This is a genomic window from Mesorhizobium sp. P2_E9, assembly GCF_056403815.1.
Genome location: NZ_JBFUET010000004.1, coordinates 294,670 through 316,606, shown reverse-complemented (window position 1 = coordinate 316,606; position 21,937 = coordinate 294,670). Strand labels below are relative to the sequence as shown.

21 protein-coding genes and 1 tRNA gene are annotated in these 21,937 nt (G+C 61.6%); 4 read left to right on the top strand and 18 right to left on the bottom strand.

Annotated features, from left to right (window positions below; all coding sequences use genetic code 11):
• The first annotated feature begins 12 nt into the window (after nt 1-12).
• A complete protein-coding gene (gene plsY / locus AC1D05_RS09885) occupies nt 13-600 on the top strand; it encodes a glycerol-3-phosphate 1-O-acyltransferase PlsY (RefSeq protein WP_477440427.1) in 588 nt (195 codons plus the stop codon).
• 17 nt (nt 601-617) lie between these two features.
• Complete coding sequence (gene dprA, locus AC1D05_RS09880) at nt 618-1,751, top strand: DNA-processing protein DprA (RefSeq protein ID WP_477440584.1); 1,134 nt, start codon at nt 618-620, stop codon at nt 1,749-1,751.
• Between the two features lie 9 nt (nt 1,752-1,760).
• On the opposite strand, the gene AC1D05_RS09875 is transcribed toward dprA, so the two are convergent.
• From AC1D05_RS09875 to AC1D05_RS09855, 5 genes are all read right to left on the bottom strand, one after another.
• Complete coding sequence (locus AC1D05_RS09875; protein WP_477440425.1) at nt 1,761-1,973, bottom strand: hypothetical protein; 213 nt, start codon at nt 1,971-1,973, stop codon at nt 1,761-1,763.
• A gap of 46 nt (nt 1,974-2,019) precedes the next feature.
• Nucleotides 2,020-2,802: a trehalose-phosphatase gene (gene otsB, locus AC1D05_RS09870; protein WP_477440423.1), complete on the bottom strand. Its 783-nt coding sequence runs from the start codon at nt 2,800-2,802 to the stop codon at nt 2,020-2,022.
• Nucleotides 2,802-4,571, bottom strand: coding sequence for an alpha,alpha-trehalose-phosphate synthase (UDP-forming) (locus AC1D05_RS09865; RefSeq protein WP_477440421.1), 1,770 nt, complete (start codon nt 4,569-4,571; stop codon nt 2,802-2,804). The genes otsB and AC1D05_RS09865 overlap by 1 nt, the downstream gene beginning before the upstream one ends.
• A 109-nt stretch (nt 4,572-4,680) precedes the next feature.
• Nucleotides 4,681-6,843 carry an amylo-alpha-1,6-glucosidase gene (locus AC1D05_RS09860; RefSeq protein ID WP_477440582.1) on the bottom strand — a complete coding sequence of 721 codons (2,163 nt, stop codon included), beginning with the start codon at nt 6,841-6,843 and terminating at the stop codon, nt 4,681-4,683.
• A gap of 42 nt (nt 6,844-6,885) precedes the next feature.
• Nucleotides 6,886-7,947: a glycosyltransferase family 4 protein gene (locus AC1D05_RS09855; RefSeq protein WP_477440580.1), complete on the bottom strand. Its 1,062-nt coding sequence runs from the start codon at nt 7,945-7,947 to the stop codon at nt 6,886-6,888.
• Between the two features lie 102 nt (nt 7,948-8,049).
• Between AC1D05_RS09855 and AC1D05_RS09850 the strand changes: the two genes are divergently transcribed.
• Nucleotides 8,050-8,613, top strand: coding sequence for a hypothetical protein (locus tag AC1D05_RS09850; RefSeq protein ID WP_477440419.1), 564 nt, complete (start codon nt 8,050-8,052; stop codon nt 8,611-8,613).
• Between the two features lie 39 nt (nt 8,614-8,652).
• Here AC1D05_RS09850 and AC1D05_RS09845 read toward each other — a convergent pair whose 3' ends face one another.
• Nucleotides 8,653-9,372, bottom strand: a complete 720-nt coding sequence (locus tag AC1D05_RS09845) for a carbonic anhydrase (RefSeq protein ID WP_477440417.1) — start codon at nt 9,370-9,372, stop codon at nt 8,653-8,655.
• Between the two features lie 359 nt (nt 9,373-9,731).
• Nucleotides 9,732-9,807: transfer RNA gene (locus AC1D05_RS09840), tRNA-Lys, on the bottom strand.
• Between the two features lie 304 nt (nt 9,808-10,111).
• On the opposite strand from AC1D05_RS09840, the gene AC1D05_RS09835 reads away from it, so the two are divergent.
• Complete coding sequence (locus AC1D05_RS09835; RefSeq protein WP_477440415.1) at nt 10,112-10,615, top strand: BA14K family protein; 504 nt, start codon at nt 10,112-10,114, stop codon at nt 10,613-10,615.
• A 101-nt stretch (nt 10,616-10,716) separates the two neighbouring features.
• Here the strand turns inward: AC1D05_RS09835 and AC1D05_RS09830 are convergent, their stop codons facing one another.
• From AC1D05_RS09830 to AC1D05_RS09780, 11 genes are all read right to left on the bottom strand, one after another.
• Nucleotides 10,717-11,193: a DUF6882 domain-containing protein gene (locus tag AC1D05_RS09830; RefSeq protein ID WP_477440413.1), complete on the bottom strand. Its 477-nt coding sequence runs from the start codon at nt 11,191-11,193 to the stop codon at nt 10,717-10,719.
• A 32-nt stretch (nt 11,194-11,225) separates the two neighbouring features.
• Nucleotides 11,226-12,719 carry a glycerol kinase GlpK gene (gene glpK, locus AC1D05_RS09825; protein WP_477440411.1) on the bottom strand — a complete coding sequence of 498 codons (1,494 nt, stop codon included), beginning with the start codon at nt 12,717-12,719 and terminating at the stop codon, nt 11,226-11,228.
• Nucleotides 12,720-12,811: 92 nt separating this feature from the next.
• Nucleotides 12,812-14,536: an ABC transporter substrate-binding protein gene (locus AC1D05_RS09820; RefSeq protein ID WP_477440409.1), complete on the bottom strand. Its 1,725-nt coding sequence runs from the start codon at nt 14,534-14,536 to the stop codon at nt 12,812-12,814.
• A 79-nt stretch (nt 14,537-14,615) separates the two neighbouring features.
• Nucleotides 14,616-14,903: a DUF2160 domain-containing protein gene (locus AC1D05_RS09815; protein ID WP_475450683.1), complete on the bottom strand. Its 288-nt coding sequence runs from the start codon at nt 14,901-14,903 to the stop codon at nt 14,616-14,618.
• Between the two features lie 67 nt (nt 14,904-14,970).
• Nucleotides 14,971-15,891 carry a carbohydrate ABC transporter permease gene (locus AC1D05_RS09810; protein WP_477440407.1) on the bottom strand — a complete coding sequence of 307 codons (921 nt, stop codon included), beginning with the start codon at nt 15,889-15,891 and terminating at the stop codon, nt 14,971-14,973.
• Between the two features lies 1 nt (nt 15,892).
• Nucleotides 15,893-16,759 carry a carbohydrate ABC transporter permease gene (locus AC1D05_RS09805; RefSeq protein ID WP_477440405.1) on the bottom strand — a complete coding sequence of 289 codons (867 nt, stop codon included), beginning with the start codon at nt 16,757-16,759 and terminating at the stop codon, nt 15,893-15,895.
• Nucleotides 16,760-17,827: an ABC transporter ATP-binding protein gene (locus tag AC1D05_RS09800; protein ID WP_477440403.1), complete on the bottom strand. Its 1,068-nt coding sequence runs from the start codon at nt 17,825-17,827 to the stop codon at nt 16,760-16,762.
• A 9-nt stretch (nt 17,828-17,836) separates the two neighbouring features.
• On the bottom strand, nt 17,837-18,916 hold the full coding sequence (locus AC1D05_RS09795) for an ABC transporter ATP-binding protein (RefSeq protein WP_477440401.1): 1,080 nt from the start codon (nt 18,914-18,916) through the stop codon (nt 17,837-17,839).
• A 42-nt stretch (nt 18,917-18,958) separates the two neighbouring features.
• Nucleotides 18,959-20,485, bottom strand: a complete 1,527-nt coding sequence (glpD, locus tag AC1D05_RS09790; protein WP_477440399.1) for a glycerol-3-phosphate dehydrogenase — start codon at nt 20,483-20,485, stop codon at nt 18,959-18,961.
• A gap of 128 nt (nt 20,486-20,613) precedes the next feature.
• Nucleotides 20,614-21,381: a DeoR/GlpR family DNA-binding transcription regulator gene (locus AC1D05_RS09785; RefSeq protein ID WP_172228732.1), complete on the bottom strand. Its 768-nt coding sequence runs from the start codon at nt 21,379-21,381 to the stop codon at nt 20,614-20,616.
• Between the two features lie 126 nt (nt 21,382-21,507).
• Nucleotides 21,508-21,912, bottom strand: a complete 405-nt coding sequence (locus tag AC1D05_RS09780; protein WP_477440397.1) for a hypothetical protein — start codon at nt 21,910-21,912, stop codon at nt 21,508-21,510.
• Between the last annotated feature and the right edge of the window lie 25 nt (nt 21,913-21,937).

The window sequence follows — 21,937 nt, the reverse complement described above, 5'->3', positions numbered from 1 at the left end:
TGGGGGGAAACAATGACTTATGGCGTTATCCTGGCGCTTGTGTTCGGCTATCTCCTGGGCTCGATTCCCTTCGGGCTGCTGCTCACCCGTGCCGCCGGCCTTGGTGACGTGCGCAAGATCGGCTCCGGCAATATCGGCGCCACCAACGTGCTGCGCACCGGCAACAAGGGGCTGGCCGCCGCGACCTTGCTGCTTGATGCGTTGAAGGGCACCGCCGCCGTTCTGATTGCAGGCCATTTCGCGCCGGAAACGGCGGTCTGGGCCGGCCTCGGCGCCTTTCTCGGCCATCTCTTCCCGGCATGGCTGGGCTTCAAGGGCGGCAAGGGGGTCGCGACCTATCTCGGCGTGCTGATCGGCCTTGCCTGGCAAGTGGCGCTGATTTTTGCCGTCGTCTGGCTGGTGATGGCTTTCCTGTTCCGTTTCTCCTCGCTGGCAGCGCTGGCGGCGGCCGTCGTCGTGCCGATTGCCCTCTATTTCATGAGCACACCGCAGATAGCCGTCCTGTTCGTGGTGATGAGCATCATCGTCTTCATCAAGCATAGGGCCAACATTTCGCGGCTGCTTGCCGGCACCGAGGGTAAGATCGGAGCCAAGGGGTGAGCGAGCACGCCACTGCGGTGAGCGAGCCGGCCGCCGGGCCGCGCCTCAGCGACCGGCAGCGGCTGAGCTGGTTGCGGCTGATCCGCACCCAGAATGTCGGCCCAGCTTCCTTTCGCGACCTGATCAACCGCTTCGGGTCGGCCGAGGTCGCGCTCGAAATCCTGCCGGAACTGATGATTTCCGGCGGCGCCAGCCGGATCGCCCGCATCCCGTCGATCGCCGAAGCCGAGGCCGAACTCGAGGCAGCCCGCAAGGCTGGCGCGCGTTTTGTCGGTATCGGCGAGCCAGACTATCCATCCCTGCTGAGAAGTATGGACAATCCTCCACCCCTTCTGGCGGTCAAAGGCAATGCCGCTGTCTTCCGGCTGCCGGGCGTTGCCATCGTCGGCGCCCGCAACGCATCGCTGGCCGGCATCAAGATGGCGCGCATGTTGGCGGCGGCTCTTGGCGGCGACGGCTATGGCATCGTCTCCGGCCTGGCGCGCGGCATCGACACGGCGGCGCACCAGGGCAGCCTGGCAACCGGCACGATCGGCGTGCTGGCCGGAGGCCTCGACCTGCCCTATCCGCCCGAAAATGCCGGTCTGTGCGCGGAAATCGCCGAGCGCGGCGCCATCATTTCGGAAATGCCGTTCGGCTGGCAGCCGCGCGCCCAGGATTTCCCACGCCGCAACCGCCTTGTCGCAGGTGCGGCCCTTGGGCTGGTGGTGGTCGAGGCGGCACAACGTTCGGGCTCGCTTATCAGCGCCAGGCTTGCCGGCGAAATGGGCCGGCTGGTCTTTGCCGTGCCGGGGTCGCCACTTGACCCACGCGCGGCCGGCACCAACGGCCTGCTCAAGGACGGCGCCACGCTGGTTACCGAGGCATCGGATATTTCCAGGGCGATCGCCCCACTGACCGGCATGCGGGCGCCTGATGTGCCGCCATTTGAGGACCCGCCCGACTTTTCGGCCACGCCGCCACCCGGCGAGAGCGACCGCGCCAAAGTCATCGAAGCGCTCGGCCCGACGCCGGTGTCGGTCGACGAAATCATCCGCCACACCGGTCTGCACCCGGCCCAGGTCTTCATGGTGCTTTTGGAACTCGACCTCGCCGGCCGGCTCGAACGCCATGCCGGCGGCAATGTCTCGCTGGTTTTCGGGAACGGCTGAGCGCAACCGTCAATGGCGATTGCGGCCCTTCCCGACGGTCTCGGCATAATCCGTTGTGTTGGCTCCAAACAAATCCTTCTCGACAGCCTTGCGCCAGACTGCATCGGCGTCTTCGGGACGCAACGGCTCAGTTGCCGTCTTGGCATCACCATTTTGCGGCTCGGCGCGCCGTTGCAGCCAGGCAGGCATGATTTCCCGGATGAAGCTGGTGAGTTGGGTCATTTGCATACTCCTTCCATGCGCGTGAACGGCTTAGGTGCAATCCGGTTCATTTGGCCATTGCGGCCAGCGTGGCCGCAGTCTCGCGTCTGCTCATCCCGTCCAGCCAGGCCAAGGCCGCATCCACACCGGCCAGCGCAAAAGGTGCCGCTGTCGATCCATGCGGCTTTATGCGAACCGAGACACCGTCCAATTCGTTGACGACCTCGAACCCGTTCTCGTCTGAAGTATCGTCACCGAGAAATACCGGTCGGCGTCCCCTGAAAGCCGGAATTTGCATGAAGCGTCGGATGGCTGCGCCCTTCGCCGCCTCCAGCGGCATCAGTTCCACACCGGCATTTCCGGCCAAGACCCGATATCCCGCGGGTAATTTGTCCAGTGCCTGTTCGACCAACTCCGTCGCGCGCTGCAGCAAATGCGGGGCCGCGCGTGTATGGATGGCCAGGATTGGTCCCTTGCGTTCGATATAGACGTCCGCATTGTCCAGTTCCGTCGCGATTTCGTTGGCAAGCGCCGCAATGTCGGCCGGTTCGACAGCCGCTTCGACCGGACCATCGCGTGCCAGCCTGTGCTCGAGGCCATAGAGTCCCGCGGCGCGCAATCTGAGGGGCTGGAAGAGATGGTCGACGGCGGCGATCGACCGTCCCGTGATGAACGCCAATGCTCCGTCCAATTGCGATTCAAGCCGTGTCAACAGCACGCGCAACTCCTCACTGACAACCACCGCATCAGGATGCGCGGCATGTTCGAGAAGCGTGCCATCGATATCGAGGAACAGGCTCCATGGCCCTTGCGGGACGACGGGTTCCGGCAGGTTTGGCGATATCGACATCACAGCGCCGCCACACGTCTGCGATCGAGCAGCGATATCACATTGGCTGGGGCCGCTGGAGCAGCACCCACGGCTCGATCGACTGCATCACGCTTGCGCAAACGCGCGGCATCGAGAAGCATACTGCCCGCCCACCGATAGACATTGTTTTCGCGCACGATCTCGCGCATGCGACGCATGCGCTGGCGTTGCTCCTCCTCGGGCATGGTCAAGGCCTGCAGCAAGGCATCGCCCATCATCGCCGCGTCATAGGGGTTGACGATCAGGGCTTCCAGCAGCTCCTTGGAGGCGCCGGCGAACATGCTGAGCAGCAGCACACCCTGTTCATCCTCGCGCGCCGCGACGAACTCCTTGGCGACCAGGTTCATGCCGTCATGCAGGCTGGTGACCATGCAAACGTCGGCGGCACGGTAGATTTCGTAGACCTGCAGCTGCGAGTGATGTTCCGTCACCATCAGCACCGGCGTGTAGCCTTCGCGCCCATAGCGCTGGTTGAGCTCCTCGGCATGGCGCAGGCACTCCTCGTACAATTGTTGATAGGCAGGCAGAGTGCCGCGGCTGGGCGCCGCGATCTGCAGGAACGCCACCTTGCCGATCCATTCCGGGTGAAGCGTCAGCAGTTCATCGAGCGCATTGAAGCGATCGAGGATGCCCTTGGTGTAGTCGAGACGTTCAACGCCGACGCACAGCTTGACATGTTCGGCCAAGCCGAATTTCTCGCGAACCTGGCGACGGCATTGCGCGACGTCGGGCAGTTTGTCCAGGTGCGGCGGCGACCACTCGATTGAAATCGGATAGGCGTGCACCAGGCTGATCTCGCCGCCATAGGAAATGGCTGAATCCTCGCGCTCGATCCTGCTTTCCAGGAAACGGTCGACGCTGTCGATGAAGTTGTTGCAGTGGAACTGGGTGTGAAAGCCGACAATCGAACTGCCGAGCAGGCCGTCGAGAATCTTCTCGCGCCACGGGCAGATGCTGAACACTTCCGAATTCGGCCATGGAATGTGCCAGAAGGTGATGATGATCGCCTCCGGCAGGCGCTCCCGGATCATGCGCGGCAGCAGCGCGAAATGGTAATCCTGGACCAGCACGATCGGCCGCTCGTTGCGGGCTTCCGCGATAACGGTGTCGGCGAATTTGCGGTTGACCGCCTCATAGGCTTCCCAATCCGAGGCGCGGAATATCGGCCGGGTGAAGGCGATATGGCACAGCGGCCAGAGGCCTTCATTGGCAAAGCCGAGATAATAGCCTTGCTGCTCCTCCTCGCTCAGCCAGACCCGGCGCAGCGTGTAGGAAGGACTGTCCGGCGGCACTTCGATCCGGTCGTTCTTGTCGACCACAAGCGCGTCGGCCGAACCACCGCCATAGGCGATCCAGGTGCCCGCGCAGGCACGCGTGATCGGCTCCAGGGCGGAGACGAGCCCGCTGGCGGGTACGACCAGTTGGATGTCATCGCCCTCGCGGTTGTGGATATACGGCTCACGATTGGAGACGACGATCACCTGGGCATCGGGAAGTTCCGTTGCCAGGATATGACGCAGTGTTTCGGGCGACCACTGCACCAGCGCGGCGACAGCAGACTTCCCGTCCTTGTCGAATTCCGGCAATGGGCCACGAGCCGGTTCAACCTCCACGGCGGCCAATTTGCTGCCCTTGTGCGCCCGCAACATCATCGTCACCAGCACAATCACCAGGACGCCGACAGCTGCCAGGGTGAAGAGCCACAATGCGAATAGGGGAACGACCAAGGACGAACTGTTGTCGAGCATTTAAATAGACGACCTTTCAATGGGATACCGCAGCGGCTCATTCTGCCGGAGTTTCGACACCCATAGTGCGGTAGCCCAACGTCCAGGGGCGCGAGATGGTTCCGATTTTTCAGCTCCTGACCACGAGTGGCACCAGCCCCTCATGCGGTTCGGCAAGGAAGGCACCGACACGATCTCCGACGCGCTGGAATGTCAGATCCACCGCCGCTTGCCCTACCGACAGATGGCGGATGACGAGGCTGTCGATACCGATCGGCAGGCGCGGCCGGGTCACATGGATCTCGCCTGCCCAGCCATCGATCTGAAGGCCGAGACACGATTGCATGAGCATGAAGGCTGAGCCCGCGGACCAGGCTTGCGGCAGACAAGCCACCGGATAGGCAATCGGTGCCTCGCCGGCCGCGCGCGTGAAGCCGCAAAAGAGTTCGGGCAGACGCATGTTGAAATGGACGGCGGATTCGAAGGTTCCGCTCATCAACCGCACCACGCTTTCGCGCCTGCCGTATCGCGCCAGCCCGGCCGCGCAGATCGCTGTGTCGTGCGGCCAGATGGATCCGTTGTGATAGGACATCGGATTGAAGAAGATCGCATCGTCCGCCAGCGTCCGCAGTCCCCAGCCGGAATGGAACGAGGCCGACAGCAACTGGTCGGCGACCATGCGCGCGCGATCCAGGCTGGGAAGGCCGACATAAAGCAGGTGACCGGCATTGGACGTGCGCACCTTGCACGGCTGGCCCTCGCCATCCAGCGCCAGCGCATAGTAGCCGAGATCCTCGATCCAGAAATGATGTTCGACCTGTTGGCGAAGTGTGTCCGCGCGTATTTCCCAACTCTCCGCCCGCTCCGTTTCGCCGCGCAGCCGTGCCAGTTTCGCCAACCCCTGGAATGCCGCGAAGACGTAGCCCTGCACCTCGACCAGCGCGATCGGCCCCTTCGGAATGCGGCCATCGGCGTGAAAGACGGAATCGAAACTGTCCTTCCATCCCTGGTTGGCAAGGCCGGATTCCGCCGCGCGCTGGTAGGTGAGGAAACCCGTCGAACGGCTCGCCGTTTCGATCCACTCGGCCGCGGCGCACAGCGACGGCCACAGCGTATCGATGAAGGCTATGTCCCCCGTGCGGTCCGCATAGGCGCAGGCAAGATGAACATAGAGCGGCGTCGTGTCGACACCGCCATAGTAGCGGCCGAACGGCAACTCGCTGAGCGCCACCATCTCACCCTTGCGGGTCTCGTGCATGATCTTGCCGGGTTCGGAATCGCTGAAAGGCGAGGTCTCGGTCGCCTGGTGCTGGGCGAGAAACGCCAGGACGCCCCGCGCCAGACCGGGATTGAGCCAAAGCATCTGCAAGGCTGAAATCACGCCATCGCGGCCGAAGGCGGTGGAGAACCAGGGAATGCCGGCATAGGGATACGGCCCGGTTGGCAGTTCCGTCGTGAGCAGCGCGACATCGGCGCGAGCCCGCGCCATCCAGTCGTTGAAAACGCGGCCCGAACTGTGCAGCGTCGCGCCATGCCGGCGTTTGGCGCGCATGCCGAAACGGGCACGGGCAGCAGCAGCGCGAAACCGCTGGCTTTCGGGGCGATCATCCGTCTGGTTGCCCACTTCCACGTAAAGCGTCTGACTGCTGCGCTTGGTGACGGCGATGACGAAATCCGCCCGCTCGGAGGTCAGCTGATCGGGCGTCTGCGAAAACGATATCGCCGATGTCCGCACCACCTGGTCCAGGCCTTCGTAGCGAAGCACCACCGCGTTCTGAGCCATCTCTGCCGTATGGGCGGTTCCGCGCTTCGAGCGGGTCGAGCCCCGGACCTCGAACATATCGCGGAAATCGGCGCCAAAGCGCAGCGACAGCAGAATCGTCGAATGCTCCCGGCTGTAGTTGGAGAGCGTTATGCGCTCATACAGCCTTTCCTCCCACAGCAGCCGGACGCGCTCGATATGAATGGCGCCTTGCGGAATCTGGCGGCCAGCAGCGCTTTCAATCGGCAGATTGGTCAAATTGGTGGTGAAGAGGACGTTGTCCTGGCTCAGCGACGCGCCAAGCAACGACGTCGACCGCCCACCGACGGTGAGACGAAATTCGGAGAGCACGCGCGTGTCGTCGCGAAAGAACCCGTCGCCGACACCGCGTATATCGCCATAGGCGTCGGCGACGACAAAGCAGTCGCCATGCTTGAGGGCGAACAGCCTGTGCGGCTCCCGTGGCGCGGTTTCGTCCAGGGAAGCCAGGGCTATTGCAGGATCAAGCGCGCGCTCGTCGAGTTGGGTGATGGTCAAGTGGCCTGTCCCTGTTCATTTCCAGAAGGAGTACCGCTACGAGGCCTTTACGTGACCGCCGGCGTCGACCAGCTCTGCATAGGCGGCGACGTAGTCCTGAGCCATCCTGAGGGCTGAAAAGCGCCGCTCGAACACCGCCCGGACTCGCCGCCTGTCAAGCTGCAGGAGAGCCGGCATGGAGGCAACGGCATCCTCTATGGTCTCGACGACGAAACCGGTCACGCCGTAGTCGACGATCTCCGGCATGGCGCCGCAACTCCAAGCCATCACAGGTGTCCCGCAGGCCATCGCCTCGATCACGGCAAGGCCGAATGGCTCGGGCCAATCGATCGGGAAAAGCAGGGCGACGGCATTTCCGAGAAACGCCGTCTTCTGCTGCTCATTGATCTCGCCGACATATTCGATCTGGTCGCCATCGATCATCGGCTGGACGACTTCCTCGAAATAGGCGCGATCGTCATCACCGATCTTGGCCGCGAGCTTGAGCTTCAAGCCGGTGCGGCGAGCGATCTCGATCGCCCGATCCGGGCGCTTGTCGCGCGACATCCTGCCGAGAAAAGCAAGATAGCCGCCATCCGAACCTGCCTCGAAATCGGGTTCGTAGAGATCGACCGGCAGGCCGTGGTGGATTGTCGCCAGCCAGTTCGCGGATGCGAATCGCGCCCGCTGGCTGCGCGATATCGAAATCATCGGGAAGCGTGGGAACCGATCATAGGCTTGTGCGAGGTCCGCGTAGTCCAGCCTGCCATGTGGCGTCGTCACCGTACGCTGCGACATGTCGCGGAAAAACGGGAAATGGAGGAAATGGCTGAGATGGAAGTGAATGACGTCAAAATCGTCAGCCCTTTTCCTCACCTCATCGAGCATCGACAGATGCGCCGCGATCTCGGATTTCAACGGACGCGGATCAAGACGAAGCGCCCGCTCACGGCATGGCACGAGCCTGGCGGAGGTCTTGGTGTCGCCGCTGGCAAACAACGTCACATCGTGGCCGAGGTCGACGAGCGCCTCGGTAAGATAGGAAATGATGCGCTCGGTGCCACCATAGAGCCTTGGCGGCACGGATTCGTGCAATGGTGCGACATGGGCGATCTTCATGGCCCGGCCTTCCCTCAATGAGCTGGTCATGGAGCGAAATGCTTCAGCCGCCGGATCGTTCCGGCCTCATTGGCAGATGCGCCGAATGATCAGGAGTGTTTGATGTCCGATCGAGTCGCCCTATTTTCTCTTGATTGCCGAATTTGCACTCAGCTTGAGGAGGCCCAGGTGCACAAACCCAAGGATGTGCAGGAACCCAGGGATATTGCAGCCCGACGCCTGGGCATGATCATCGAACAATATGTCGAGGCCAGAAAACGGCGTTATGACTTCGTGTCGACGGATCAGGCCGCCAGGGTGGTCCGCAGGATGTTGAAACCCACGGACCCAGCCCTCTCAGACCGCAAGCTCGACGATATGGTCGCCGCCCTCGCCGTCAAGAACGGCCTGGCAGTCGTCTTCGATCGCGGTGTCAGAACACCGGCCGATATCGCCGAGGCCGGCCTGCGCAGAAAGGAACCGACCATGCGAGCGCCAACGGAGACCCCTGATGTTGCCGGCGCGGTGGATGCCATTCTGGGTGCCCAGCCCGCGCCGCTCTCAATGAGCGCGGTGATCTCGCTGCTGCGCGAACGGACCGGCACCAAACGGTCGGACGCGGATCTGGAAGGCCTGATTGCAAAGAAGGCCGCCATACTCGACGTCCATCTGTCGCGGCGCGGCTAAAGGTCGATCGCGGCGGGTCGGGCGTCGTATGGTGGTGTGTTATTCGATGTAGGTCACCGCACCCGTTTGGAGATCATAGATCCCCGCGACGATCTTCAGCTTTCCCGCCTTGGTAAGACCGGCCAACAGTTTGCTCGAAGCGGTCAAGCGCATCGCCGTCCTCCGCGCGCTCTCCTTTGCGGTGTTGTCGACGAAATCGCCCGCTTGGCTGCGCACTGCGATCGCCGCAGGCAGGATCGGTTCGATCATCGGGCCGATCGCGCCGGGATAGGTCGCGTTCTTGGTGACCACGTCGCACGCAGCCTTGACGGCTCCGCAACTTGTGTGCGCCAGGACGACAATCAAGGGTGAGCCGAGCACCGCCGCGCCGTATTCGACCGTGCCGAGCGTCGCGGTGTCGACGAGGTTGCCGGCATTCCGGGCGACGAACAATTCTCCAACACCGTGGCCGCCGAAGATCAGCTCCGGTGGAACGCGACTGTCGGCGCAACTGATGATCGTGGCCCAGGGCGCCTGGTGTGCGGCGACAGCGTTCCGTTGCGCGGCAAGGTCGATCGAGCAAAGTTCCGGGTGGCTGATATAGCGTTCATTGCCTGATTTCAGCGCAGCGAGTGATTCATCGAGGGTCAGCGACGTTGCCGCGCCCTCGGCCGCGCGCGCCGGCCACGACGCTCCACCAAGACCGAACGCAACGAGTCCCGCGCCGACTTTGAGGAAATCCCTCCGGCCAAGCCCTTCACCGTCGCAGTTGCTGCACACTGTTTGGCTCCGTCGCTGAGATTTGAGACTGCTCTACGACAAACATGCGCCTTCTCTAATATAGTCGCAAGGAATTACGGAGCGAGGGGATCACGCCGACGGTGAAGAAGGGCGCTGGGGGTCAACAAATGCGGTGCGCCGTGGCCCTAAAACAGTCCCGATCAATAAAAAGCCCGCCACAGGAGCGACCTGCGACGGGGCCTTTGGAGTGGCTACATCCCTGAAGGAATCGACCGCTTATGACTGCATTGTGAACTGTGTGATCGCGTTAGCCTATGGGGTGATCGCGGAAGCCCCGGGCCTGCGCTCGCCCAATTTGCGGGCACGGAGACTGACCGCGTGCTGCATCCTGGGTTGATTGGTGAGCGCGATGGGATTCGAACCCATGACCTACTGATTAAAAGTCAGTTGCTCTACCGGCTGAGCTACGCGCTCCCGTGGGCTTGAAAGGGGCGCCCTCGAAATTGCGCGGAACATAGGGAGAGTGGCTCAACCGGTCAACCGGAAAAAACGGATCAGACAGCCAAGCTTTTCCGACATCGTCGACTTGCCCAAACGGCCCCTTCGATGAAGCGAGATATAGGCGCTGCAGAGCCATTGGCTGAGCACTTTGCAGTGCTGGTGTCAGGCTAGAGAACCATTACAGATCAGCAACTTGGTGTTTTGCGAGGAACCATCCAGTGCATCGCTCGTTGTCTCGCCACAAGGGACGTCAATCACCCTTTCGAAGGAGAAGACAATGAACAAGTTCGTAACGGGTATACTGGCGACCACCCTGTCAGTTTCGTTTGCCGCTGCCGCCGCTATGCCAGCCAATGCGGCGCAGATGTTTGTGCCGCAGGCGGCATCGGCGTCGAGCGACGTACAAACCGTCGACTACCAGCCGTGGATGAAGAATCGCCACTTCCACCGCAATTTCAGCAATCGCAATTTCAGCAATCGCAATTTCGGCGATCGCAACTTTGCGCGAAACAATGATGGCGGCGGCTATTGGAACGGACATCGCGGCTATCGCGACTACCACCGCGGTTATCGCCGTCACGGCGACTATTGGTTCCCGCTGGCAGCTTTCGCGACTGGTGCCTTGATCACCGGTGCGATCATCAACAACGAGAACAACCGCGTCTACGAGGGCAACTCGCACGTGCAGTGGTGCTATGACCACTATCGCAGCTACCGCTCTTCGGACGACACGTTCCAGCCGAATTACGGCCCGCGGCAGGAATGCCGTTCGCCCTACTGATCCAAAGACGAGTATCAGTAGCAGGTAGTCTGAGTAAAAGGCCCGCGTTGGAAACGGCGCGGGCCTTTTCCGTGTGACTTTCAGCATCCCTGTCAGCGATGTCAGCTGGCCCAGTTTGCGCTTTTGAGGATCAGATAAAGACCGCCCCCTTCCCCGCGCGGAGAGCGGTAAGCCCCCAGTGCGTCGCATATACGCACCATCGCTGCCGTCAGTTCCCAGCCCAGCGCTTCCAGGTCGTCTTTCGTGTCGGTCACATAGGCCTGCTGAAGTTCGGCTATATCGTTCTCTTCGCCGAAGGAACGAACCCGTTTGGCGTCGGCGAGAAGTTCGGTGGGCAAGTTTGAATTCGACCAGGCCCAAAGCCAGTTACCAGCTTTGGCGCTCGTCGAGCCCGCAATCTGGATCTCGGTAATGACTTTGACGGCGCCTTGGTCCGAGAACAGAAGCCTGCCGGTCGTCAGGTCGTAGTCATAGCGCGGCCAGTGGCCGAGGCGAAACTCCTTCTCCAAACCAGCATTCTTGGCAGTTAGCTGTTCAAAAGCCTGGCCGCGCCAAGCAGGATACCAGTCCGGCTGCATGTCCCCACCTTCAAATCTTTCTATAGCGACCGTTATGGCACGCTCAGGGTCCTGCGCACAGCATCGCGCCAGCCTGCCAGCTTGGCGGCTCGCGTAGAGATATCCATCTCCGGCTTGAACCGGCGCTCGAGCGCCCAGCTCTTGGCAAACTCCTTCGCCTTCGGCCAAACCCCTGCCTCCGAGCCAGCGAGCCAGGCAGCACCCAGCGCGGTTGTCTCGAGGATGGTCGGACGGTCGACCGGCGCATCGAGGATGTCGGCCAGGCGCTGCATGGTCCAGTCCGACGCCACCATGCCGCCATCGACCCGGAGAACCGTCTTGGCCGAAGTGCCCTTCCAGTCCTTGCGCATGGCGTCGAGCAGGTCGCGGGTCTGGTAAGCGACGGATTCGAGTGCCGCGCGGGCAAACTCCGCCGGGCCTGAATTGCGTGTCAGGCCGAAGATTGCGCCACGCGCCTCGGCGTCCCAATGCGGCGCGCCCAGCCCAACGAAAGCCGGCACGAGATAGACATTCTGGGTCGGGTCGGCGGTCGCCGCCAAAACGCCGCTCTGCTCGGCCTTGCCGATCACCTTGATGCCGTCGCGCAGCCATTGCACGGCCGCCCCGGCAATGAAGATCGAGCCTTCCAGCGCATAGGTGGTCTTGCCATTCAGCCGGTAGGCGATGGTGGTCAAGAGCCGGTTCTTCGAACGCACCAGATCGCTGCCGGTGTTGAGCAGCGCGAAGCAGCCGGTGCCATAGGTGGATTTCATCATGCCGGGCTCAAAGCAGGCCTGGCCGATGGTCGCGGCATGCTGGTCGCCGGCGACACCGAGGATTTTTATCTCGGCGCCAAACAGATTTTTCTCGGTCACTCCATAATCGTCAGCGCAGTCTTTAACCTCCGGCAGCATTTTTGCCGGGATGTTGAGAATCGCCAAAAGCTCGTCGTCCCATGCATTTTTCTCGATGTTGTAGACCAGCGTGCGCGAGGCATTGGTGGCGTCGGTGGCGTGGACCTTGCCGCCGGTGAGCCGCCAGATCAAAAAGCTGTCGATGGTGCCGGCCAGCAATTCGCCTTTCTCGGCACGTCTCCTGGCGCCCTTCACCTTGTCGAGCATCCAGGCGACCTTGGTGCCCGAGAAATAGGGATCAAGCAGCAAGCCGGTCTTGCGCGTGAATTTCTTCTCCAGCCCCTGCTTCTTCAGTTTATGGCACAGCGGCGCGGTGCGCCGGTCCTGCCAGACGATGGCGTTGTGGATCGGCTTGCCCGTCGCCCTGTCCCAGATGACGACGGTCTCGCGCTGGTTGGTGATGCCGATCGCTGCCACTTCGGATGCTTCACAGCCTCCCTTTTTCAGCGCAGCCTTCACGGTCATCACGACGCTTGCCCAGATCTCTTCCGGATCGTGCTCGACCCAGCCGGAGGCCGGATAGTGCTGGGTGAATTCCTTCTGCCCGCTGCCGGCGACCTTCATCTGGCCGTCGAACAGGATCGCCCGGGTTGATGTCGTTCCCTGGTCGATCGCCAGCACAAAACCGTTCATTCCCGCGTCCTCCACCTGGATACAAAGAAGGGAGACGGCAACGCGCCGCCTCCCCCAATTTCACACGGGCGCGAACGCCCGCATAGGCAGTCTTACTTCTGCCAGCTCTTCACCAGTTCGTCGTAGTTGATGGTGATCGGCTTGTCCTTCTCCTGCTCGAGCTTCAGCTGAGGCGCGAGATTGCCGGCCTTGACCGCGTCGGCGTTCCAGTAGGCAAGGTCATGCTCTTCGGCCATCTTCGGGCCGATGTCGCCCTGGACACCGGATTTCTCGATACGGGCCATGACTTTTTCCTGATCGGCGCAGAGCGAATCCATGGCTTCCTGCGGTGTCTTGGCACCCGAGGATGCGTCACCGATGTTCTGCCACCAGAGCTGCGCCAGCTTCGGATAGTCCGGCACGTTGGTGCCGGTCGGCGTCCACTGCACACGGGCCGGCGAGCGATAGAACTCGATCAGACCGCCGAGCTTCGGCGCACGTTCGGTGAAGCTCTTGTCATGGATGGTGGAGTCGCGAATGAAGGTCAGGCCAACCTGGCTCTTCTTCACGTCGACGGTCTTCGAGGTGACGAACTGCGCATAGAGCCAGGCGGCCTTGGCGCGGTCGGTCGGCGTCGACTTCATCAGCGTCCAGGAACCGACGTCCTGATAGCCGAGCTTCATGCCATCCTTCCAGTAGGAGCCGTGCGGCGACGGCGCCATGCGCCACTTCGGTGTACCGTCGTCGTTCATGACCGGCAGGCCGGGCTTGACCATGTCGGCGGTGAACGCGGTGTACCAGAAGATCTGCTGGGCAACATTGCCTTGCGACGGCACGGGGCCGGATTCAGAGAAGGTCATGCCCTGGGCTTCCGGCGGCGCATAGGCTTTCAGCCAATCGAGATACTTCTGGATGGCATAGACCGATGCTGGTCCGTTGGTGTCGCCGCCGCGCGCGGTGCAAGAGCCGACAGGCCTTGAATTGGCGTCGACCTTGATGCCCCACTCGTCGACCGGCAGGCCGTTCGGCAGGCCCTTGTCGCCGTTGCCCGCCATCGACAGCCAGGCGTCGGTGAACCGCCAGCCGAGCGACGGATCCTTCTTGCCGTAGTCCATGTGGCCATAGACCTTCTTGCCGTTGACGTCGCGGCCAGTGAAGAATTCGGCGATGTCCTCATAGGCCGACCAGTTGACCGGCACGCCGAGATCGTAACCGTACTTGGCCTTGAAGTCGGCCTTGTTCTTCTCGTCGTTGAACCAGTCGTAACGGAACCAGTAGAGGTTGGCGAACTGCTGGTCGGGCAGTTGGTAGAGCTTCTTGTCCGGCGCGGTGGTGAACTTGGTGCCGATGAAGTCGTTGACGTCGAGCATCGGATCGGTAACGTCCTTGCCTTCGCCCGCCATCCAGTCAGTCAGGTTGCGCACCTGCTGGTAGCGCCAGTGCGTGCCGATCAGGTCCGAATCGTTGACCCAGCCGTCATAGATGTTCTGGCCGGTCTGCATTTGGGTCTGGATCTTTTCGACGACGTCGCCTTCCTGGATGACGTCATGCGTGACCTTGATGCCGGTGATGGCGGTAAAGGCCGGCGCCAGCACCTCTGACTCATACTTGTGGGTCGTCAGGGTTTCCGAGACCACCTTGATGTCCATGCCGGCAAAGGGCTTGGCCGCGTCGATGAACCACTGCATCTGCTTTTCCTGGTCGGCGCGAGAAAGCGTCGACACGCCGCCTATCTCCTTGTCCAGAAAGGCTTTTGCCTCATCCATGCCGGCATAGGCATTGCCTACGCCGAGCAACAGGACAAGGGCCGTTGTTGATGTTAAAAATTGCCGTCGCATGTGTTTCCTCCACTGTTTCAGGTTTCAAGTGCGATCTGGAGCGGCGGCCGGCACGCTGCCGCTCCAACAGTTTCCCCCTCTATACGTAACGGAACACGCCGATGGCGTAGACCACGGAGAGAGCGAGAGCCCACCAGAGGCTCGGTCCGACAAGACCCAGCCAAGCGAGATGGATAAAAGCGCTGCCGAGCAGCGATAGGAACAGGCGGTCGCCGCGCGTCGTCTCGAAGCGCAGCACGCCGACGCGCGGATTGCCGCCGGGCGAGGCGTATTCCCAGGCGCCCATGCCGACCAGCAGCAGGGCGATGACGCCAAAAAAAGCGGCCGTCGGCCAGGTCCATGCCATCCAGGAGAAGTCGAAGTTCATGATCATACCCTCCCCAGGGCGAAGCCCTTGAAGATGGTGCTGCGGACGAACTCTTGCGTTCGTTTCATCACACCCTCCCCAGGGCGAAGCCCTTGGCGATGTAGTTGCGGACGAACCAGATAACGAGCGCGCCAGGGATCAGCGTCAGCACGCCTGCAGCGGCGAGAAGACCCCAATCCATACCGGAAGCCGAGACAGTGCGGGTCATGGTGGCAGCGATCGGCTTGGCGTCGGTCGTCGTCAGCGTGCGGGCAATCAGCAGTTCCACCCATGAGAACATGAAGCAGAAGAAGCAGGCGACACCGATACCGCTGGCGATCAACGGCATGAAGATTTTGACGAAGAAGCGCGGGAACGAATAGCCATCAATATAGGCGGTCTCGTCGATCTCCTTCGGCACGCCCGACATGAACCCTTCGAGGATCCACACCGCCAGCGGCACGTTGAACAGGCAGTGGGCGAGCGCCACCGCAATGTGTGTGTCGATCAGGCCGAAGGCCGAATAGAGCTGGAAGAACGGCAGCGCGAACACCGCTGGCGGCGCCATGCGGTTGGTCAAAAGCCAGAAGAACAGATGCTTGTCGCCAAGGAAGCGGTAGCGCGAGAAGGCGTAAGCCGCCGGCAGCGCCACGGACACCGAAATCACCATGTTCATGACGACATAGGTGATCGAGTTGATGTAGCCGGAATACCAGACCTTCTCGGTGAAGATGGTGACGTAGTTGGCGATCGTCGGTGCGTGCGGGTAGAGCGTCAGCGAGTTGACGATCTCCGCGTTGGTCTTGAAGCTCATGTTGATGAGCCAGTAGATCGGCAGCAGAAGGACGATGATGTAGAGCGTCGGCACGATCCACCACCAGCGCGATTCCTCGCCGCGCCGGCGCATGCGCTTGTCGAGGTCGCTCTGCGACAGCGAACTGGCCAGGCCTCCCGATGTAGCCGTTCCGTTCATCGCATTGCGCTCGGTTCGTTCATTGGCGCCAGCCATCTCAGCGCTCCGCGTCGTAGTTGGTCATCACGGTGTAGAACACCCAAGACAACAACAGGATGATGAGGAAGTAGACCAGCGACATCGCGGCCGCCGGACCAAGGTCGAACTGGCCGAGCGCCGTCTTGACGAGGTCGATCGACAGGAAGGTCGTCGAATTACCCGGCCCGCCGCCGGTGACGACGAAGGGTTCGGTGTAGATCATGAAACTGTCCATGAAGCGCAACAGCACGGCGATCAAAAGCACGCGCTGCATCTTCGGCAGCTGGATGTAGCGGAACACCGCCCAGCGCGAGGCGCCGTCGATCTTGGCCGCCTGGTAGAAGGCGTCAGGGATCGAGACCAGTCCGGCATAACAGAGCAGCACGACGAGGCTGGTCCAGTGCCAGACATCCATGACGATGATCGTTACCCAGGCATCGAACGGATCCTGCACGTAATTGTAGTCGATGCCGATCGCGTTGAGGTAATAGCCAAGCAGCCCGATGTCGTTGCGTCCGAATACCTGCCAGATGGTGCCGACGACGTTCCACGGGATCAGCAGCGGCAGCGACATCAGCACCAGGCAGACCGGCACGCCCCAGCCTCTTTTCGGCATGTTGAGCGCGATGAAGATGCCGAGTGGCACCTCGATCGCCAGGATGATGAAGGAGAAGATCAGGTTGCGGACCATCGCTTCCCAGAAGCGGCTCGACGACAGGAGTTCCTCGAACCATTCGGTGCCGGCCCAGGTGAAGACATTGTTGCCGAACGTGTCCTGCACCGAATAGTTGACGACCGTCATCAGCGGGATGACGGCGGTGAAAGCCACCAGCACCAGCACCGGCAGCACCAGGAACCAGGCCTTGTTGTTCCAGGTCTTGTCCATCTATGCCCCCATCTCGACGCGCCAGGAATCGGCATAGATGTTGATGCCGGCCGGATCGAACCGCACCTTCGGTTCGGCGGGAACGGTCTCGTCCTCGCCGATGACGGCGGCGATGTCGCGGCCTTCGAGCTTGGCACGCACCACCTTGTGGCGGCCGACATCCTCGACCTTGTTGATTGAAACAGCCATGCCGTCGCGGCCAAGCCGCACATATTCGGGCCGAATGCCGAGTTCGACAGCGCCGCCGACGGCTTTGGGTGCGCCCGGCAATTCGATCCGTTGCGACCCGAGCGTCGCCGTCTTGCCTTCGATCGCCACCGGCATGACGTTCATGCCGGGCGAGCCGATGAAATAGCCCACAAAAGTATGGCGCGGACGCTCGAACAGTTCCGCCGGCGTGCCGATCTGGACGATGCCGCCATCATACATGACCACGACCTGGTCAGCGAAGGTCAGCGCCTCGGTCTGGTCGTGGGTGACATAGACCATGGTGTAGCCGAAGCGGCGATGAAGCTGCTTGAGCTGCGAACGCAGCACCCATTTCATATGCGGGTCGATGACGGTTAGCGGCTCGTCGAACAGGATGGCGTTGACATCGGAGCGCACCAGTCCGCGGCCGAGCGATATCTTCTGCTTCTGGTCGGCGGTCAGGCCCCTCGCCTTCTTCTTCGCCCAGGACGCCAGATCGATCATCTCCAGCGTCTCGCGCACTTTGCGATCGACGTCGGCTTCCGGCACGCCGCGATTGCGCAGCGGGAAGGCCAGATTGTCGTAGACTGTCATGGTGTCGTAGATGACCGGGAACTGGAACACCTGTGCGATGTTGCGTTCCTGTGTCGACAGATTGGTCACGTCCCTGCCGTTGAACAGCAACTGGCCGTGCGAGGGATGCAGCAGCCCCGAAATGATGTTGAGCAGCGTGGTCTTGCCGCAGCCGGACGGCCCGAGCAGCGCATAGGCGCCGCCATCCTCGAAAGTGTGATGCACTTCCCGCAATGCGAAATCGGCATCCTTCTGCGGGTTCGGCAGGTAGGAATGCCTGACATGGTTAACGTCGATGCGCGCCATATCGCCCTCCTATGCCGCCAGCTTCGGCGCGGTCACGGCGCGGCCGTGCTCGTCGAAGACCATGATGTGACGCGGATCGATGAACACCTCGACCACTTCGTCTATCTCGAGATCGCGGATGCCATGGGTCAACATCACCCAGCGCACGTCGGCGAAGTCGAGATGGATGAAGCTCTCGGACCCGGTGATCTCGGTGATGGTGACCTTGGCCCGCACCGGCACGGCCAAGGCGTTGGGCCGTTCGAGCGACAGATGATGGGGCTGAAAACCGATCGTGTAGTTGCCGTCGGCAATGCCGACGAGTTCGGACGGCACCGGCAGCTTCACCCCGCCTTCGAGCAGGAAGTCGCTACCCTTCTTGGCCAGCACGATGGTGTTGAGCGGCGGATCGGCGAAGGTCCTCGCCGTTACCAGGTCGACCGGCTTGCGGAAGACGTCGATGGTTGGACCGAACTGGGTGATGCGGCCTTCCGACAGCGTCGCCGTGTTGCCGCCGAGCAGCAGAGCCTCATGAGGCTCAGTGGTGGCATAGACGAAGATGGTGCCGGCGGCAGCAAAAATCCTCGGCAATTCGGCGCGCAATTCCTCGCGCAGCTTGTAGTCGAGATTGGCCAGCGGCTCGTCGAGCAGCACCAGGCTGGCATTCTTGACGATGGCGCGCGCCAGCGCGGTGCGCTGCTGCTGGCCGCCGGACAGGCTGAGCGGCGTGCGGTCGAGATACGGCGTCAGCTTGAGCAACCCTGCGGCCTCGCGCACCTGGCTGTCGATCTTGGCTTGCTCGACACCCGCCACCCTGAGCGGCGAAGCGATGTTCTCATAGACGGTCATCGCCGGATAGTTGATGAACTGCTGGTAGACCATGGCGATCTTGCGCTTCTGCACCGGCGTCCCGGTAACGTTCTGGCCGTCGAACCACACCGAGCCCGAGGTCGGCACATCGAGGCCGGCCATCAGCCGCATCAGGCTGGTCTTGCCGGAAAGCGTCGGCCCGAGCAGAACGTTGAGCGAGCCGTGCTGCAGCGTCAGCGACACGTCGCGGATGTGCTCGACCGCACCGACCGTCTTGGTGACGTTCCTCAATTCAAGCATGACGCCTCCTCCCAGGCTTTCTGCATCAGCTCTAAACCCTCTTCATTCGGCGGCCGCGACATGTCGCCGGCTTATGCCTTGCATGAATTCGTCGAGTGCCGCGACCTGCTCGCGGCTGAGATGCAGGCCGCGCTTGGTCCGCCGCCACAGTACATCTTCTGATGTGACGGCCCATTCATTTTCAACGAGATAGCGCACTTCCGCCTCGTAGAGATCGCCGCCGAAATTGCGGCCGAGCTCGGCATTCGACTTGGCAAGGCCAAGCAGAGCCTGAGCGCGCGTCCCGTAAAGCCGCGTCAACCGGCGGGCGAGGCGCGCATCGAGGAACGGATAGGCCGTCTTCAGCTTTGCCACTTGCGCGTCGAAACCGGTGGCCGGGAAATCACCGCCGGGCAGCGGCGCATCTGATGTCCACGGCTTGCCACGCTTGCCGAGAAAACCTTCGATCTTTTCCAGCATCGATTCCGACAGCCGGCGATAGGTGGTGATCTTGCCGCCGAAGGCATTGACGATCGGGGCGGCACCCTCGCCGCCATCGGCCTTCAGCACGTAGTCGCGCGTCGCCTCCTGCGCCTTGGAGGCGCCGTCGTCGTAGAGCGGACGCACGGCCGAATAGGTCCAGACGATGTCGGAACGCTTGACCGGTTGCGCGAAATATTCGCTGGCGGCGGCACAGAGATAGTCGATCTCGGTGTCGCTTATCTTCACATCGTGCGGATCGCCGGGATAATCCTGGTCGGTGGTGCCGATCAGTGTGAACTCTTCCTCGTAGGGAATGGCGAAGATGATGCGCCCGTCTTTGTTCTGGAAGAAATAGGCGCGCGGGTCGTCGAACTTCTTGGCGATGACGATGTGGCTGCCCTGCACCAGGCGGACATTGTGCACATCGTTCAGGCCGACGACGCCGGAAAGCACATGATCGACCCACGGTCCGGCCGCGTTGACCAGCAGCCGCGCCTTGATCTCTTCGGTCTCGCCGCTCCGCAGGTTTTCGATCTTAATTGTCCAAAGGCCGTTTTCGCGGCGCGCGCCGACAACCTTGGTGCGAGTCCGGATCGTTGCGCCCCGGTCAGCGGCATCGCGAGCGTTGAGCGCCACGAGCCGCGCATCATTGACCCAGCCGTCGGAATATTCGAAAGCCTTTTTGAACAAGGGTTTCAAAGGCTTGCCCGCCGGATCGCTTGCCATGTCGAGCGTCCTGGTCGCCGGCAGCAATTTGCGCCCGCCAATATGGTCGTAGAGGAACAGGCCAAGCCTGATCAGCCAGGCCGGACGCAGGCCCTTGGCATAGGGCAGCACGAAGCGCATCGGCCAGATGATGTGCGGCGCGTTCCTCCACAGAACCTCGCGCTCCATCAGCGCCTCGCGCACCAGGCGGAACTCATAGAATTCGAGATAGCGCAGGCCGCCATGGATGAGTTTGGTGGAGCCGGAGGAGGTTCCGCTGGCCAGATCGTTCATTTCGGCAAGGAAGACCGAAAAGCCGCGCCCGACGGCGTCGCGGGCAATGCCGCAGCCGTTGATACCGCCGCCGATGACGAAAATGTCATGGATCGGGGATGCGTCCACAAAATCCTCCCGCGATTTCGCATTGCAGCATTTTTAGGTTTTTACGAAACCGTATCGGGATTATTTCGAAATGAGAACGAATGTCAAACGAAATGTCGCGCGCCCGTGATCGGCGTTCTTGGGGGCCTCTAGCCGAGCGACGTCTCGATCAGTTGAACCTCCGCCTCCTCGCAGATTTTGCGCACCGACGGGATGTCGCAACGGTCGGTGATGAAGGTGTTGACCTGTGACAAATGGCCGATGCGCACCGGCGCCGTGCGTTCGAACTTGGTCTGGTCGGAAACCAGGATGACATGCCTGGCATTGGCGATGATCGCCTGCGCCACCTTCACCTCGCGAAAATCGAAATCGAGCAAGGCGCCGTCATGATCAATGGCAGAGGCGCCGATAACGGCATAGTCGACCTTGAATTGCCTGATGAAATCGACTGCCGCCTCGCCGACGACACCGCCATCCGAACCGCGCACCACCCCGCCGGCGATCACCACCTCGATTGAAGGATATATGCGCATCCTATTGGCAACATTGATATTATTGGTGATGACCATCAGGCCATTGTGATCGAGCAACGCCTTGCTGACCGCTTCCGTCGTGGTGCCGATGTTGATGAACAGCGAGGCGTTGTCGGGGATCAGCCTGGCCGCCGCACGGCCTATCGCTTCCTTCTCGTCCGCCGCGATCTTGCGCCGGGCCTCATACTCCATGTTTTCGATTCCGGAAGGGAACAATGCCCCGCCATGGATGCGCGAAAGCAGCCGCTGGTCGCAGAGATCGTTGAGATCCTTGCGAATGGTCTGCGGCGTCACGTTGAAATGCGTGGCCAGATCGTCGACCAGCACGCGGCCATGATCCTTGGCCATCTGGATGATCTCGGCATGGCGTGGCGACAGATACATAGAGCGACCTCCCGTTTTCGTTTTTCTTGTCTATAGCTGAAAACGAAAGAGATGGAAAGGCATAAGCCGGCTAATGGAATTCGCTGTTTGTAAAGGCAAACCGCGGCGCAATGCCGACTTGGCGTGTCAGACCCGTTCGACGGCTTTCCGGGAAACGGACACCGCCTTGCCGCGCGAACGTATCATCACGAACGTGCCGGACCAGTAGCCCCTGATCCGCCAAGTGCCCTCGATCTCCGTGGCATCACCATTCAGAACACCGTTATATTCGACCGCATGTGGGTTCCGTTTGACGTTGTCATATGTCTTCACGAAAGTGACGATGGTCCCTGCGCGGTCTCCCAGTATCGTCGCGTAAGCTATCGAATCATCCAACGAAGGCGCGGGCTCGTGAACTGCGCCCGTGAGCCTTGTAGCGGTCTCGATCAGCGTCGCGACAAACGAGACCGGTTCCAGGTCACGCGGATAAAAATATCGCCCGTGCCAGACACCCGTCAGGCTTTCTGTTGTTTTCCCACCCTTCGCGCTCACATAGCCCTCTAAAGCAGTGCGGTGA

Coding starts and splice junctions, on each gene's coding strand:
- plsY (WP_477440427.1), top strand. CDS start 13: ATGACTTATGGCGTTATCCTGGCGCTTGTGTTCGGCTATCTCCTGGGC.
- AC1D05_RS09875 (WP_477440425.1), bottom strand. CDS start 1,973: ATGACCCAACTCACCAGCTTCATCCGGGAAATCATGCCTGCCTGGCTG.
- otsB (WP_477440423.1), bottom strand. CDS start 2,802: ATGTCGATATCGCCAAACCTGCCGGAACCCGTCGTCCCGCAAGGGCCA.
- AC1D05_RS09865 (WP_477440421.1), bottom strand. CDS start 4,571: ATGCTCGACAACAGTTCGTCCTTGGTCGTTCCCCTATTCGCATTGTGG.
- AC1D05_RS09855 (WP_477440580.1), bottom strand. CDS start 7,947: ATGAAGATCGCCCATGTCGCACCATTGCACGAATCCGTGCCGCCAAGG.
- AC1D05_RS09850 (WP_477440419.1), top strand. CDS start 8,050: ATGTCCGATCGAGTCGCCCTATTTTCTCTTGATTGCCGAATTTGCACT.
- AC1D05_RS09835 (WP_477440415.1), top strand. CDS start 10,112: ATGAACAAGTTCGTAACGGGTATACTGGCGACCACCCTGTCAGTTTCG.
- AC1D05_RS09830 (WP_477440413.1), bottom strand. CDS start 11,193: ATGCAGCCGGACTGGTATCCTGCTTGGCGCGGCCAGGCTTTTGAACAG.
- glpK (WP_477440411.1), bottom strand. CDS start 12,719: ATGAACGGTTTTGTGCTGGCGATCGACCAGGGAACGACATCAACCCGG.
- AC1D05_RS09820 (WP_477440409.1), bottom strand. CDS start 14,536: ATGCGACGGCAATTTTTAACATCAACAACGGCCCTTGTCCTGTTGCTC.
- AC1D05_RS09815 (WP_475450683.1), bottom strand. CDS start 14,903: ATGAACTTCGACTTCTCCTGGATGGCATGGACCTGGCCGACGGCCGCT.
- AC1D05_RS09810 (WP_477440407.1), bottom strand. CDS start 15,891: ATGGCTGGCGCCAATGAACGAACCGAGCGCAATGCGATGAACGGAACG.
- AC1D05_RS09805 (WP_477440405.1), bottom strand. CDS start 16,759: ATGGACAAGACCTGGAACAACAAGGCCTGGTTCCTGGTGCTGCCGGTG.
- AC1D05_RS09800 (WP_477440403.1), bottom strand. CDS start 17,827: ATGGCGCGCATCGACGTTAACCATGTCAGGCATTCCTACCTGCCGAAC.
- AC1D05_RS09795 (WP_477440401.1), bottom strand. CDS start 18,916: ATGCTTGAATTGAGGAACGTCACCAAGACGGTCGGTGCGGTCGAGCAC.
- AC1D05_RS09785 (WP_172228732.1), bottom strand. CDS start 21,381: ATGTATCTGTCGCCACGCCATGCCGAGATCATCCAGATGGCCAAGGAT.